The organism is Micromonospora sp. CA-259024 (assembly GCF_050936255.1).
Classification (GTDB): domain Bacteria; phylum Actinomycetota; class Actinomycetes; order Mycobacteriales; family Micromonosporaceae; genus Micromonospora.
Genome location: NZ_JBNJND010000002.1, coordinates 775993 through 790409 on the forward strand (window position 1 = coordinate 775993; position 14417 = coordinate 790409).

Annotated in this window: 11 protein-coding genes; 4 read left to right on the forward strand and 7 right to left on the reverse strand. The window is 69.8% G+C overall.

Going from position 1 to position 14417, the window contains the following annotated elements:
• Window positions 1-297: 297 nt before the first annotated feature.
• Window positions 298-1134: an undecaprenyl-diphosphate phosphatase gene (locus ACQEUX_RS22915; protein WP_433051915.1), complete on the forward strand. Its 837-nt coding sequence runs from the start codon at window positions 298-300 to the stop codon at window positions 1132-1134.
• A gap of 103 nt (window positions 1135-1237) precedes the next feature.
• On the opposite strand, the gene ACQEUX_RS22920 is transcribed toward ACQEUX_RS22915, so the two are convergent.
• Window positions 1238-2524 carry a M20 metallopeptidase family protein gene (locus ACQEUX_RS22920; protein WP_433051918.1) on the reverse strand — a complete coding sequence of 429 codons (1287 nt, stop codon included), beginning with the start codon at window positions 2522-2524 and terminating at the stop codon, window positions 1238-1240.
• Window positions 2525-3007: 483 nt separating this feature from the next.
• A complete protein-coding gene (locus tag ACQEUX_RS22925) occupies window positions 3008-4054 on the reverse strand; it encodes an aldo/keto reductase (protein ID WP_433051921.1) in 1047 nt (348 codons plus the stop codon).
• Between the two features lie 91 nt (window positions 4055-4145).
• Here ACQEUX_RS22925 and ACQEUX_RS22930 point away from each other — a divergent pair, with 91 nt between their 5' ends.
• The gene (locus tag ACQEUX_RS22930; protein WP_433051924.1) at window positions 4146-4757 is read left to right on the forward strand and encodes a TetR/AcrR family transcriptional regulator; all 612 of its coding nucleotides are present in this window, start codon (window positions 4146-4148) and stop codon (window positions 4755-4757) included.
• A gap of 159 nt (window positions 4758-4916) precedes the next feature.
• On the opposite strand, the gene ACQEUX_RS22935 is transcribed toward ACQEUX_RS22930, so the two are convergent.
• The 5 genes from ACQEUX_RS22935 to ACQEUX_RS22955 all read right to left on the reverse strand — a co-directional run bounded on the left by ACQEUX_RS22935 (window position 4917) and on the right by ACQEUX_RS22955 (window position 10959).
• Complete coding sequence (locus tag ACQEUX_RS22935; RefSeq protein ID WP_433051927.1) at window positions 4917-6659, reverse strand: ABC transporter substrate-binding protein; 1743 nt, start codon at window positions 6657-6659, stop codon at window positions 4917-4919.
• Between the two features lie 146 nt (window positions 6660-6805).
• Window positions 6806-7792 carry an ABC transporter permease gene (locus ACQEUX_RS22940; RefSeq protein ID WP_433051930.1) on the reverse strand — a complete coding sequence of 329 codons (987 nt, stop codon included), beginning with the start codon at window positions 7790-7792 and terminating at the stop codon, window positions 6806-6808.
• 73 nt (window positions 7793-7865) lie between these two features.
• Window positions 7866-8873 carry an ABC transporter permease gene (locus tag ACQEUX_RS22945; protein ID WP_433051933.1) on the reverse strand — a complete coding sequence of 336 codons (1008 nt, stop codon included), beginning with the start codon at window positions 8871-8873 and terminating at the stop codon, window positions 7866-7868.
• Window positions 8870-9907 carry an ABC transporter ATP-binding protein gene (locus tag ACQEUX_RS22950; protein WP_433051936.1) on the reverse strand — a complete coding sequence of 346 codons (1038 nt, stop codon included), beginning with the start codon at window positions 9905-9907 and terminating at the stop codon, window positions 8870-8872. The genes ACQEUX_RS22945 and ACQEUX_RS22950 overlap by 4 nt, the downstream gene beginning before the upstream one ends.
• On the reverse strand, window positions 9904-10959 hold the full coding sequence (locus ACQEUX_RS22955) for an ABC transporter ATP-binding protein (RefSeq protein WP_433057081.1): 1056 nt from the start codon (window positions 10957-10959) through the stop codon (window positions 9904-9906). Before ACQEUX_RS22955 ends, ACQEUX_RS22950 begins: the two co-directional genes overlap by 4 nt.
• Before the next feature lie 398 nt (window positions 10960-11357).
• Here ACQEUX_RS22955 and ACQEUX_RS22960 point away from each other — a divergent pair, with 398 nt between their 5' ends.
• Window positions 11358-12794, forward strand: coding sequence for a TldD/PmbA family protein (locus ACQEUX_RS22960; RefSeq protein WP_433051939.1), 1437 nt, complete (start codon window positions 11358-11360; stop codon window positions 12792-12794).
• Window positions 12795-12852: 58 nt separating this feature from the next.
• Complete coding sequence (locus tag ACQEUX_RS22965; protein ID WP_433051942.1) at window positions 12853-14259, forward strand: TldD/PmbA family protein; 1407 nt, start codon at window positions 12853-12855, stop codon at window positions 14257-14259.
• Window positions 14260-14417: the final 158 nt, after the last annotated feature.

Below are 14417 nucleotides of genomic sequence, written 5' to 3' on the forward strand. Positions count from 1 at the left end.
CCACCGACCAACCTGCTACACGCCGGCAGCGCCTGCTGCGACGCCGATGCGGACGCTCATGGCAGCCGATGAGCAAACGTCTGGCTGCACTGGCATCGTTGGTGGCTTCGATTGGCGGCTTCGGCAGGCGTGGGAGTCTGACAGTTCGGACCGTGACCCGGCGTGCGCATGTGCGCCCGGGTCGTCGTATCCATCCGGGCCCAACTCTCGGTGGCGCCGGTCCGACCCGGCGCGGCAGGTCATGATCATTGCTTTTATGCTCAAGCCCGATCAGAGCGGGATCAAAGGCGGTCAGGTTTGAACATCTTCGAAGCGGTGCTACTCGGCGCGGTGGAGGGTTTCACCGAGTTCCTGCCTGTATCGAGCACGGGCCACCTGACCATTCTGGAGAAGCTGCTCGGGTACGAGCTGGACGATCCTGACATCACGGCGTTCACGGTGATCATCCAGTCGGGTGCGGTTCTGGCTACGATTCTGTTCCTGCGTAAGGACATCGCGCGGATCGTGCCGGCCTGGTTCCGAGGGCTGTTCTCGGCGGCAGCGCGGGCTGATCCGGGCTACCGGTTCGGTTGGGCGGTGATCCTGGGGTCACTGCCGATCGTGATCGTGGCGCTGCTGTTCAAGGACACGATCGAGACGACGTTGCGGAGCCTGTGGGTCGTGGCCGGGGCGCTGATCGTGTGGAGCGGGGCGATGGCGTTCGCCGATCACGCAGCCACGCAGCGGCGGCACGAGAATGACGTGACCTGGAAGGACTCGCTGATCATCGGGACGGTGCAGTGTCTGGCGCTGATCCCGGGGGTGTCGCGGTCGGGGGCGACGATGTCGGCGGGCCTGCTGCGTGGCCTGGACCGGGTGACGGTGACGAAGTTGTCGTTCTTCCTGTCGATTCCGGCGCTGCTGGGCGCGTCGCTGCTGCAGGGCGTGGAGGAGGCGGGCAATATCGCCGACGGGGTGGGCTGGACGAACACGCTGCTGGCGACGGCGGTCAGCTTCGTGGTGGCGTACTTCTCGGTGTCCTGGCTGCTGCGGTTCATCGCCCGGCACTCGTACAGCATCTTCATCGCTTACCGGGTGGCGCTGGGCCTGCTACTAATCGCGCTGCTGGCGACGGGCACGATCGAGGCCCAGTGATCGGGGTGCGGTGAGCCCGCCCGGCGGGGCGGGCGGGCTCACCGCACTGGCGGTAGAAGCGGCCCATGGCCCGCAGCCGGCCGCGCTGCCGTGCGCCGGCTAGCTAGCGGGTGCGCCGGGCGAGCCAACCCGCCATCGCGCGGACGCCGTGGCCGATGGCCCGCTCGTCCGGGTCGAAGGCACCGAAATGCGGATAACTCGTTTCGATGGCGGCGCCGGGCGCACGGACGCCGAGGAAGGTGTACGTGCCAGGAAGCCGGTCCAGGAACAGCGCGAAGTCCTCACCGCTGAACGGGATCGCGGCTTGCAACGTCCGCACCCGGTCGCGCCCTGCTGCCTGTTGCAGGTACCGCTTCACGGCCTGGCCTTCCCGCTCGGAACAGACCATGGCGGGAAACGGGTCGTTCGGGAAGGCCACCGACGCCTGGCCGTCGGAGCTTGCGAGTCGACGGATGTCCGCGCGGATGGCAATGTGCCGGTCCTCCGGCCAGCAACGGTACGACAACCGCACCTCGGCCCGGCCTTCGGCTTCGGAGACCTGGGCCTGCATGAAGACGAACTCGGCCAACGGCCCGTCAGGTGCCTGGATGTCGGCCACGAGCCGTTCGAGGTCCTCGGAGGTCGCAGGGCGGGACACGGTGCTGAGCGCGCCGATCTCGGCGGCGAGCCGTCGCGCCCGCGCCGTCGCATCATGCCCCACGAGCGTGATGACGCCGCGGTCCTGGCCAGGAAGTCCGAACCCGGGCGTGACAACGAACTGGCCGACCGGGAAAGGACCGCAGTGCATGGCATGGATCTCCGATGGACGGGCTCGGGCGAACACGCCATCGTCGAGCATCGCGGCGGCACCGGTGAGCGTCTCCTCGGCGGGTTGGAAGACGAACACCACCGTGCCCGCGAGCCGGTTGCGCAGGCGCGCCAGCACCTCCGCGACACCCACGCCCACAGCCGTGTGTATGTCGTGCCCACACAGGTGAGCCGCGTGGGTGCCACCTCCCACCTGATCGCTCGGCGGTACCGCGTCCATGTCCGACCGGTAAGCGACCGTCCGGCCATGACGGGCACCACTGAGGATTCCCACGACCCCATGGCCGCCCACACCCGTAGTGACGTCGAGGCCGGCCGCGCGAAGTCGCTGGGCCACCACCTCTGCGGTCCGCTGCTCCTGGCCCGGGATCTCCGGGTGCCGGTGGATGTCACGACGCAACTCGATCAGGTCACGGTCCAGCCCGGAGGCCACGGCGTCCACCGCATCCTCGTTCAGCAGGCCAACAGCCGACCCGTTGCCGGCGTACGCCGCCTGGGCCGACGCCAGCCCGGCTCCCGCCACACCGACGACAGCGCCACGAAGCACAGCGCGTCGACTGACGATGCCTCTTGAACCTGACATGAGTTCCTCCAACAGGAATGCGACTACCTCGAGCTTTTCCTGTTCAGCGTTGGAACGCACTGACGCTGGCCCCCACCTTGACCATGCGGCCACCCCTACCGGGAGCGTCCACAGTGGCGACCGTGTCGGCCTGCTGAATGCTCGTGGCTCGTCTGCTCCGACCGCCGTCCAGCCCACGGTCAGTACCGGGGCGAGCAGCAATGAGCTGTGCAGAACCCACGATGGCCGAGTGGCTAATGCTCTCCGCTGGATCGCCACAGCCACGAGCAGCAGGCGCGGGAACGAGTCCACGACCAGGTCGTCCGGAACCCAATGAGCCGTTGGGGCCCGCCGGGTACGCCTCGTAACTCGTCGATGGGCGGCTGCGCGGATGCTTCGCGCCGACAGAGGCCGCTCCACCGACCAGCCTGCCACCCCGCCGGCAGCGCCCGCCGGCACGCCGACGTGCACGCTCATGCCGATGGCGGACGTGGTGATCGTTGTTCAGGCGGTGTTCGCGAGCGGCGAAGGGTTGAGCCTGGCAAAGCCTTCCTGCCGTTGGTAGGGAAAGTACGGGTACGGCGCGGTGCGGGTGCTGGCAGTGTCGAGCCGGGCTGTCTGTTCGGGTGTGAGTGACCAGCCGACAGCGCCGATGTTCTGCCGCAGTTGTGCTTCGTTGCGGGCGCCGATGATGACGGTGGCTACCGTGGGTCGTCGTAGTAGCCAGTTGACCGCGATCTGTGGCACTGCTCGGCCGGTTTCGCGGGACAGGTCTTCGAGGACGTCCACGACGCGGAACAGGTGCTCGTCGTCGACCGGCGGGCCGTATGCGGCGGTGGCGTGCAGCCGGCTGGTGGAGGGTGGCGCTGTGTCGCGGCTGAATTTGCCGGTGAGTCGTCCCCAGCCGAGTGGGCTCCACACCACGGCTCCGACGCCCTGGTCGAGGCCCAGGGGCAGCAGTTCCCACTCGTAGTCCCGGCCGACGAGGGAGTAGTAGACCTGGTGCGCCACGTACCGGCTGCGGTGGTCCCGGTCGGCTGCGGCGAGGGACTTCATGAGTTGCCAGCCGGCGAAGTTGGAGACGCCGAGATAGCGGATCTTCCCGTCCCGTACCAGGTCGTCGAGCGTCGCTACGACCTCTTCGACGGGTGTTGCGGCGTCGAAGGCATGTAACTGAAACAGGTCGATGTAGTCGGTGCCGAGTCGGCGCAGGGCCGCCTCGACCGATCGGATGAGCCGCGCGCGTGAGGTTCCCGCGTCGTTGGGTCCGTCGCCGGTCGGCAGGCCACTCTTGGTCGAGATCATGACGGCGTCGCGTCGGCCTTTGATCGCTTGTCCCAGCACCTCCTCGGACGCGCCGTCGGAGTACACGTCCGCTGTGTCGAACATGCTTATCCCGGCGTCCAGACAGATGTCCACGAGGCGTCTTGCCTCGCGGGCGTCCGTGTTGCCCCAGGCGCCGAAGAGCGGTCCGGAGCCGCCGAAGGTGCCGGCGCCGAAGCTGAGGGCGGGCACGGTGAGTCCGGATGCCCCAAGTCGTCGGTACTCCACGATGACAACCTTCCGTTAAGGGAACTACAGTTCCGTTAATGTGTCGGCTACGATAGCAGCCATCCGCACTTAAGGGAACTGGAGACCCGTTATGGCCGTCGGTGTGATCCGACCCGGAGGGCGGACCGCCCGGGTCCGCGCCGCCGTGCTACGAGCTGCCGGTGACGCACTCGTCGAGCACGGTTTCGACCGTCTCGACCTCGCGGACGTGGCGCGCCGCGCCGAGGTGGGCAAGACAACGGTCTACCGCCGCTGGGGTACGGCCGCCGGCCTGGTCGCCGACTTACTGACGGACATGGCAGAGCAGTCGCTGCCGCGATCCGACACTGGATCGCTGATCGGCGACCTGCGCGCCAATGCCCGGCTCGTGCAGCGCACCCTGGTCGACTCGCGTCAGGGTGCACTGTTCCGGGCGGTCATCGTCGCCGCGACCTGCGACTCCCGCGCCGCCGAGGCTCTCCATCGCTTCTACGCCGTCCGGATCGCCGAGTGGGTCCCCTGCGTGGAGCAGGCTGTGCGGCGGGGGGAACTGCCCTCGGGCACGGACGCGGCCGAGGTCATCCGTGCCGTCTCGGCGCCGCTCTACTACCGCCTGCTCGTCAGCGGAGACCCCATCGACGAGGCCACGGCAGACCGGGCCGCCGAAGCGGCAGCGGCAGCCGCCCGCGCCGGCGTCCACGCGCCCACCAGCGGTCCCAACTGACGACACCGCCCATCCGGATCTGCAGCAATGCGCGCCGCTCTCCGCCAGATTGCGCGATCGGCTGCTGCCGGGATCGCGCAGTGACCTGCCCAGCAGGAGCAGAAGGGTCCCCTCCCGACGGCGTTGTCGAGAAGGGACCCTTCTGGTCTGCGGTGTGACTTACGGCTTGACGTACGCGTTCACGAACGACGGATAGCCGAAGACGCTGGAGATGAAGATCCCGCCGGCCTTGGACCCGTGCACGTTGTAGGCCACGTCGACGAAGAGCGGCACCACCGGGGCGTGCTCCTTCATGATTCGCTCGTCGAGCTTGGCCCACTCCGGGCCCTGCTCGGCCGGGGCCAGGGCCAGGATGCGGTCCATCTCGGCGTTGATCGTCGGGTCGTTGAAGTAGGACTGGTTGCTGTTGCCCTCGGCCTTGATGGTGCGGCCGTCGTAGAGCACCGGCAGGATCGAGGCGCCGCTCGGCCAGTCCGCCGCCCAGTTACCGAGGTACAGGTCCCAGGGGTTGTCCTTCTTCTTGATCTCGTCGAGCTTGGCGTCGTCGGAGATGTTCCGCAGCGTGATCTTGAAGCCGGCCCGCTCCAGGTTGGCCTTGAGCTGGGCGCCCTGCTGCTGCTCCGTCGAGTTGTCGGCGACACCGAGGACCAGCTCGGGCGTCTGCCCACCGAGCAGTTCCTTGGCCTTGTCGACGTTGCCGTTCGGGCCTGCCGGGTACGCCTCGTACGCCTTGTAACCGATGGTGGCCGGCGGCATCAGCGTGGTCAGCGGCGCGGCGACGGTCTGACCGCCGAGCGCCTTGACCATCCCCTCCCGGTCGATGGCGTAGTTGAGCGCCTGACGGATCTTCAGGTCCTTGACCCGCTGGTTGTTGATCACGAGCTGGTTGGCGCTCGGCGTCGGGGAGAGGATGCTGCGCGACTTGAGCGACGCGTCCCCGGCCACCCGGGCGACCAGCGAGGCGGGTACGGCGTTGAAGGCGAGCGCGCTCTGGTCGGCGCCGTTGTCGGCGATCACCCGGTTGTTGGCGGCGTCCGCGGTCGGGCCGAAGCTCCACACGAACTGGTCCGGGTACTGGTGCCGGACCGGGTCGGTGTTCGGGTCCCAGTTGGGGTTGCGGTCCAGGGTGAGCTGCACGCCGACCTGGTTCTTGGCGACCTTGTACGGGCCGGACGAGAACGGCTGCTTGTCCAGGTCGACGCCGGTGTCCTTGTCCGCGGGGAGCGGGGCGGTGGTCGGCAGCGAGACCGCGAACGGGAGGTCACAGCGCGGCTTGGCGAACTCGAAGCGCAGCGTCTTGGCGTCCGGCGTGGAGAGGCCGGGCGGCAGCGACGTCTTGTTCTTCTTGAAGTCCCACTTGGTGTCGAACTGCGGGGTGTCGGCCAGCCACTCCTGGATGTAGGTCGGGCCGCCGGAGAGGTCCGGGTCGAAGGAGCGGGCGATGCCGTACGCGATCTCCTTGGAGGTGATCGGTCGGCCGTCCTCGAACTTCACCCCGTCCTTGATCTTGAATTCCCAGACCTTGCAGTCGTTGTTGACGTTCGTGCCCGGCGTCTCGGCCAGGTCGCCCACCAGGACCAGGCCACCCTTGCCGTCGTCCTTCCAGGTGGTCAGGTAGCGGGCGAAGAGCGGGTTGGTCATCAGGCCCGCGAACGAGTACGTCCGCTGCGGGTCCAGGTGGGAGATCGGCGACTCCCGGATGATGGTGAAGGTGCCGCCCTTCTGGGCGCCACTCACCTCGGCCGCCGGGCCCTGCGAGTCCTTGGGGTCGGTCGCGATGACCCCGGTCTGCTGCCGGCTGCTGTCCACCGTGGTGCCCTCGCCCGTGTTCTCCGAGCACGCACCCAATGCCACAACCAGAGCGATCGCGCCGCCTGCGGCAACCGCCACGCGTGGTCGCATGAAGTACCTCCTTCACCCATGTGCCGTGCGGTTTCGTCGGGGCGAGAACCGCCGACGTCCCGAGGATCGTAAGGAAGAAAACCTACGAGTTGTGTAACAGTTGTCGATAAATTTCGCCATCGGTCGGCGTGGCGGACACCGGCCGGTCAGCGCAGCCGGACCCGGGGGTCGATGGCCGCGTAGAGCAGGTCCACCAGCACGTTCGCCAGCACCACGAAGACGGCCGCGATCAACACGGTGGCCATGATCGTGGGCAGGTCGCCCGAGCGCACCGCGTCCACCGCCGTACGCCCCAACCCCTGGATGCCGAACGTCGTCTCGGTGATCACCGTGCCGCCCAGCGCCCCGCCGACGTCCAGGCCGGCGATGGTCACCACCGGGGTGATCGCCGCGCGCAGCGCGTGCCGCCCGTACACCTTGGGTTTGGCCAGGCCCTTGGCCCGCGCGGTCCGGACGAAGTCCTCGGACAGCGTCTCCAGCATCTGCGCCCGGGACAGCCGGGCGTAGATGGCCGAGAAGAGGAAGGCCAGCGCCACCCAGGCCAGCACCAGCCCACTGGCCCACTTCACCGGATTGTCGAAGAGGGAGGTGTAGCTCGGCACCGGCAGCCACCGCAGGTTGTAGACGAACACCAGCAGCAGCACCGCGCCCACGAAGTACAGCTGCAACGAGGCACCGGTCAGCGAGAAGCCGATCGCCAGGCGGTCCAGCCAGGTGCCCCGCCGCAACGCGGAGACCATGCCGAGCCCCACGCCGAGCAGCAACCAGAGGATGGCCGCCGGGATCACGATGCTCAACGTCACCGGCAGCACCCGGGCGATGGTGTCCGAGACGGCCTCGTTGGTGACGTACGACCAGCCCAGGCAGGGCGCGTCACACCGGCCACCCTGGGCGCTGCCCAGGTCCCGACCGGTGACGATGCCCTTCATGTAACCGGCGTACTGGCTGATCAGCGGGTCGTTCAGACCCAGATCGTCACGGACCCGCTCCAGCCGCTCCGGGTTGCAGTTCTTCGAGCAGATGCTGCTCACCGGGTCGCGTGGCAGGGCGAAGAACATCAGGAACGTCAGCACGCTCACCGCGAAAAGGGTCAGCGTGGCGGAGAAGAGCCGCTTGATCAGAAACCGCGACACCAGTGCCACCTTTCGTTCGCGACTGCGGGGCTCCGCTTCGCTGCACTCCTCGCACTCACCATGGAGACCACCCCTACCGGGACGACTTCGGGTCGAGCGCGTCCCGCAACGCGTCGCCGAAGAGGTTGAAGGCGAACACCAGCGCGAAGATCGTGATGCCCGGGAAGCACACGTAGGCCGGGTCGGTCTGGAGGTAGTCCAGACTGTCGTAGATCATTCGGCCGAAGCTCGGCGTCTCGTCACTGAGCCCGACGCCGATGAACGAGAGCGCGGCCTCGCTGGTGATGAACTGCGGCACCGCCAGCGAGAACGACACCAGGATCGGCGCCCAGATGTTCGGCAGCAGTTGCCGGAAGAGCATGTGCCCCAGCCCGGCGCCGCTGGCCCTGGCCGCCTCCACGAACTCCCGCTCGCGCAGCGCGATCACCTGCCCCCGCACCAGTCGGGCCGTGCTGGTCCAGCCGAAGAGGGCGAAGACGGCGATCAGCACGCCCACCCCGAAGGCGGACGACACCTGCCCCCGCTCGCCGTAGAAGCGCAGCGTGATGGCGGGGGTGAGCGCCAGCGCGATGATCAGGAAGGGCATGGCCAGGGTCAGGTCCGTGACCCAGTTGATCACCGCGTCGAGCCAGCCGCCGAGGTAGCCGGCGAGCGTGCCGAGCACAACACCGATCGTCGCGGTGATCAGCGCGGCGGCGAGAGCGATGAACAGCGACGTGCGCAACCCGTAGATCAGCCGGATGAAGATGTCCCGGCCCAGCCCCGGCTCCAGCCCGAACCAGTGCTCCCCGGTGACCCCACCGGCGTAGCCCAGTGGCATGCCGGAGCCGTCGAGCAGATGCTGGAACTGCTCCCGCGGACCGACGCCGTAGGCCATCTCGATCAGCGGGGCCGCCAGCCCCAGCAGCATGAAGAAGATCAGCAGCCCGCCACTGACCACGGCCGTCCGGTCCCGGCTCAGCCGCAGCCAGGCGAGCTGACCGGGCGATCGGCCGACGACGCCCTTCGTCGCGGGCCCGCCCGCGTCCGGGCCGGACTCGATCTCGGCCAGCGCCACACCCTCCACCGGGGACAGGCTCATGACTGCACCTCCTCGACGACCTGGGCAGCCGACTCCGCCGACTCGGGGCTCGTGCTGGCCGCTTCCCCCTCGGGGAAGTGACACGCGGTGGCCTGCCGGCCGCCGTCGCGCGGGATCAGCGCGGGCTCCTCGGTCGCGCAGATGTCCTGCGCCTTCCAGCAGCGGGTACGGAACCGGCAGCCGGACGGCGGGTCGAGCGGGGTCGGCACGTCACCGGTCAACCGGATCCGGCCGGCCGGGCCGAGCTGGGTGACATCCGGGATCGCCGAGAGCAACGCCCGGGTGTACGGGTGCTGCGGGCGCTCGTAGATGTCCGCCCGGTCGCCGATCTCCACGATCCGGCCCAGGTACATCACGGCGACCCGCTGACAGAAGTGCCGGACCACGGCCAGGTCGTGCGCGATGAACACGAACGCCAGGCCGAGTTCCCGTTGCAGGTCGCGCAGCAGGTTGACCACCTGCGCCTGGATCGAGACGTCCAGCGCGGAGACCGGCTCGTCGGCGACGATCAGCCTGGGCCGCAGGGCCAGCGCGCGGGCGATGCCGATGCGCTGGCGCTGCCCACCGGAGAACTCGTGCGGATACCGGTTGTAGTGCTCAGGGTTCAGCCCGACCAGTTCCAGCAGCTCCTGCACCCGGGCCTTGATCCCACCCGGTGGCTTGATCCCGTTGACCTGCAACGGCATCGCCACGATCCGTCCGACCGTGTGCCGGGGGTTCAGTGACGCGTACGGGTCCTGGAAGATGATCTGGAGTTCCTGGCGCAGCGGACGCAACTCCCGGCGGCCGGCGTGCGTGATGTCCCGCCCGGCGAACTCGATGCTGCCGCTGGTCGGCTCCAGCAACCGCACCAGCATCCGGCCGGTGGTGGTCTTGCCGCAGCCGGACTCCCCCACCAGGCCGAGCGTCTCGCCCGGGCGCACGTCGAAGTCGAGCCCCTCGACCGCGCGCACCAGACCGGTGCCGCGCAGCCCCTGGCGTACCGGGAAGTGCTTGGTCAGACCGCGCACCCGCAGCAATGGTTCGTCGGTCATCGGGCCACCCCCACGGATGCGATGTCCTCGGCGTAGAACGTGGCGCGCTCCTCGGCGCTGAGGTGGCAGGCGACCAGGTGGCCGTCGTCCCCGGCTGCACGTAGCTCGGGTACCTCGCTGCGGGACCGGCTGCCGGCGCGGTCCGCGTAGCGGCAGCGTGGGTGGAACGCGCAGCCGGACGGCAGGTTGATCAGGCTGGGCGGGTTGCCGGGGATGGGCACCAGGTCCGCGTCCGCGTCGCCCTGCAGCGACGGCACGCTGGAGAGCAACCCCCAGGTGTACGGATGCTGCGGCGAGCGGAGCACCTGCTCGACGCTGCCCCGCTCGACGGCACGCCCGCCGTACATGACCAGCACGTCGTCGGCGACCTGGCCGACCACGCCGAGGTCGTGGGTGATCAGGATGATCGCGGAGTGGAACTCGGCCTGGAGGTCGGCGAGCAGGTCCAGGATCTGCGCCTGCACGGTGACGTCCAGCGCGGTGGTCGGCTCGTCGGCGATCAGCAGTGCCGGGTCGTTGACCAGGGCCATCGCGATCATCGCCCGTTGCCGCATACCGCCGGAGAACTCGTGCGGGTACTGGTCGAAGCGGCGCGCCGGCTGCGGGATGCCCACCCGGTCCAGCATGTCCACCGCCCGCTGGCGGGCCTCCCGCCGGTTGACCTTCGGGTGGTGCACCCGGTACGCCTCGGCGATCTGCCGGCCCACCGTGTAGTAGGGGTGCAGCGCCGACAGCGGGTCCTGGAAGATCATCGCCATGTCCCGGCCGCGCAGCCGGCGTACCTCCTCGTCTCCGAGGCCGACCACCTGCCGGCCGCCGACGGAGATCTCCCCGGTGATGGTGGTCCGCCTGGGGTCGTGCAGGCCGAGGATGGCCAGCGAGGTGACGCTCTTGCCGGAGCCGGACTCACCCACGATGCCGAGGGTGCGGCCCCGCTCGACGGCGAACGACACCCCGTCGACCGCGCGCACCACGCCGTCCTCGGTGTCGAACCGGACCCGCAGGTCACGCACCCTCAGGTAGGCGTCCTGGTCGGAGCGCTGTGCCGGCACGGCGGGGCGGTCGTCCGGTTCGCCGGACGGCAACGGTTCCGAGCTGTCCACGGCCACCTCCCTCAGTGACGAAGAGAACTTACAGGAAAGTCCCGAGGGTGAAAATAAGCTACAAAGTCGGCACGTGTCAGCGGGCCCGAGCGTAACGAGTCGGCATCGGCCCCGCATCCCCGTCACCTCGCCACACAGGGCCATTCATGGCCGTGCTCGCACGTGCCCCCGTTCCACCCCTCACCTACGCGATCTTGCACTTACTGTCTCGACATAAAGAGCATTACGTGCATCCCGACGGCCGAAACTGCAAGATCGACGCGACGCCCAGAGTGGAGCAGTTGCCGAATGTGGCCGGAGGATCTGCTCGCCTGACGGGTGTCGGTCGGCTGGCCTAGGGTCTTTCCATGACCGAGTTCGACGCGGCCACCGCCGCCGTCCAGGCAGCCCTCGACGCGGGCGCCCGGTACGCCGACGCCCGGGTGATGCACCGCCGCTACGAGTCGATGACGGCGCGCAACGGCGACGTGGAGGAGCTGACCCAGGACGAGAGCATCGGGCTCGGGGTCCGGGCGCTGGTCGGGGCGAGCTGGGGCTTCCACGCCGTACCCGATCTGTCGGACGCCGCCGCCCGCGACGCCGGCCGGCGCGCGACGCGGACCGCCATGGCGAGCGCGCGGGTGCCCGGCCCCCCGGTCGACCTGGTGCCGGTCCAGGCGGTCACCGCGAGCTGGGCCTCCGGTTGCCAGACCGACCCGCTCGGGGTGCCCCTGTCGGACAAGGGCGACCTGCTGGTCGGCGCGACCCGCACCATGGTCGAGCACGGCGCGGACCTGGCCGAGGGCCTGTACCAGATCTGGGACACCGCGAAGTGGTTCGTCTCCAGCGAGGGCCACCGGATCGACCAGCGGATCCGCGAGTGCGGTGGCGGCATCTCGGCCACCTCGATCGGTGACGGCGAGACGCAGCGCCGCTCCTGGCCCAGCTACCGAGGCCAGTACGGCACCACGGGATGGGAGCTGGTCGAGTCGCTGGATCTCGCCGCGCACGCCGCGCAGATCGCCGAGGAGTCGCGGGCGCTGCTCACCGCGCCGCCCTGCCCGGCCGGTGAGACGGATCTGATCCTCGGCGGCGAGCAGTTGGCCCTGCAGATCCACGAGTCGGTCGGGCACGCCATCGAGCTGGACCGGATCCTCGGTTGGGAGGCCGCGTTCGCCGGTACGTCCTGGCTGGACCTGGCCCAGCTCGGCTCGCTGCGCTACGGCTCGGAGCTGATGAACATCACCATCGACCCGACCATCCCGGGCGCGCTGGGCAGCTTCGGCTTCGACGATGAGGGCTCCCCCGCGGTCAAGCGGGACGCGGTCCGCGACGGGCGCTGGGTGGGCGTGCTCGCCGGTCGGGACTCCGCCGCCATGGCCAGTCTCGACTACGGCGGCAGCGTACGGGCCGACGGGTGGGCCCGTCTGCCGATGGTGCGGATGACCAACGTCGGTCTGGAACCCGGCCCGCACACCCTGGAGGAGATCATCGCGGCCACCGACGACGGCGTGCTGATGGACCTCAACCGGTCCTGGTCGATCGACGACAAGCGGCTCAACTTCCAGTTCGGCTGCGAGGTCGGCTGGGAGATCAAGAAGGGTCGGCGGGGGCGGATGCTGCGCAATCCCACCTACACCGGCATCGGCCCGCTCTTCTGGCGCTCGATGGACATGCTCTCCAGCGAGACGGTCTCCTGGGGCACGCCCAACTGTGGCAAGGGTCAGCCCGGCCAGACCGGGCACACCGGCCACCCGGCAGCGCCGGCCCGGTTCCGCAACGTCCGGGTCGGGGTCTCAGCGTGAGCGCGAGGAGTGAGCCGGGTTTGCGAGCCCCGCAGTCGCGAACGAAAGGTGGATCAGCGTGAGCGGGGCTGGCGAGTTGGAGCTGGCCGGGCAGGTCGTCGAGCTGGTCCGGCGGCTCGGCGGCCCGGGCGCGGAGGCCGAGGCTGTGGTGACGCGGTCGGATCTGGCGCTGACCCGGTTCGCCAACTCTGCCATCCACCAGAACGTCGCGGAGTCGACCGTCGGGGTCCGGCTGCGGCTGCACATCGATGGTCGGACCACCGCCGGCAGCGGCAGCGTGGTCACCGCCGACGGGCTGCGCGCGCTGGTCGAGCGCACCCTGGCCGCGGCGCGGCTGTGCCCGCCCGACCCGGGCTGGCCAGGGCTCACGCCGCCCACGCCCATGCCGGTCGCGCCGCCCGTCGACGAGGCCACCGCGCACGCCGAGCCGGATCAGCGGGCCGACCGGGTGGGGGCGTTCGTGGCCGCCGCCGGGGGCCTCAGCACCGCCGGTTACTGCCGCACCGCGCACCGCTCGTCGGCGTTCGCCAACTCGGCCGGGCACACGGCGTACGGCCGCTCCACGGAGGCGGCGATGGACGGCATCGCCCGCCGCGACGGCGCCGACGGGGTGGCCCGGCGCTGCGCCGACCGACTCTCCGACCTCGACGGTGCCGAGCTGGGCTCACACGCCGCCGCGAAGGCGCAGGCGGCGGCCGACCCGGTCGAGCTGCCGCCGGGGCGTTACGAGGTGGTGTTCGAGCCGGCCGCCGTGGCGGACCTGCTGCAGAACCTCTCCTGGTACGGCTTCAACGGCAAGCGGTACGCCGAGCGGCAGTCGTTCGCCGAGCCCGGGGCGGCCCAGTTCGACCGGGCGGTGACCCTGGTGGACGATCCGCTGGGCGCGTCGGGTCTGCCGTTCGACGCGGAGGGCACCGGCCGACGGGCGCTGACCCTGGTCGAGGCGGGCACCACCCGGGCGGTGGCGCACGACCGGCGTACCGCCGCCGAGGCCGGTGCGGAGTCCACCGGGCACGCCATCGCGGGCGGTGCCACCTGGGGCCCGATGGCGCGCAACCTGCGGTTGTCCGGCGCGACGGCCGGCCCGGCCAGCGCGGTGGGGCGCAGCACCAGCGGCGGGGCCGCCGGCGCGGTGGTCGACACGGACACCGCCGCGCTGGTCGCCGACGTACGCCGAGGGCTGCTGGTCACCGACCTCTGGTACACCCGGGTACTCGACCCGAAGAGCCTGGTCGTCACCGGGTTGACCCGCAACGGCGTCTGGCTGATCGAGGACGGCACGGTGGTGCGGGCGGTACGCGACCTGCGGTTCACCGAGTCGTACCCGCGGGCGCTCGGGCCCGGGGCCGTGCTCGGGTTGGGCGCGCGGGCGATGCGCCAACCGGATCGCGTGGACGGTGCATGGTGGGCGGCGCCCTCGCTGCGGCTGGCGTCCTGGCACTTCACCGGGGGCGCGTCCGGCTGAGCCGATTGGGCGGGCAGTGACCTTCTTAACAACGCGCCATCGATCGGCGTGCCAGGGCTTTTCCGCAGGCCAGACACACGGGACACTCCCTTGCGCGGACGGCCCGCAAAGATCGGCGTAACGTGTGTCACTTAGCTGCGTCGGGCGATCCGGCGTGG

Excerpts from the sequence above, each read along its gene's own strand:
- ACQEUX_RS22930 (WP_433051924.1), top strand. The coding sequence starts at position 4,146 with ATGGCCGTCGGTGTGATCCGACCCGGAGGGCGGACCGCCCGGGTCCGC.
- ACQEUX_RS22950 (WP_433051936.1), bottom strand. The coding sequence starts at position 9,907 with ATGACCGACGAACCATTGCTGCGGGTGCGCGGTCTGACCAAGCACTTC.
- ACQEUX_RS22935 (WP_433051927.1), bottom strand. The coding sequence starts at position 6,659 with ATGCGACCACGCGTGGCGGTTGCCGCAGGCGGCGCGATCGCTCTGGTT.
- ACQEUX_RS22960 (WP_433051939.1), top strand. The coding sequence starts at position 11,358 with ATGACCGAGTTCGACGCGGCCACCGCCGCCGTCCAGGCAGCCCTCGAC.
- ACQEUX_RS22945 (WP_433051933.1), bottom strand. The coding sequence starts at position 8,873 with ATGAGCCTGTCCCCGGTGGAGGGTGTGGCGCTGGCCGAGATCGAGTCC.
- ACQEUX_RS22920 (WP_433051918.1), bottom strand. The coding sequence starts at position 2,524 with ATGTCAGGTTCAAGAGGCATCGTCAGTCGACGCGCTGTGCTTCGTGGC.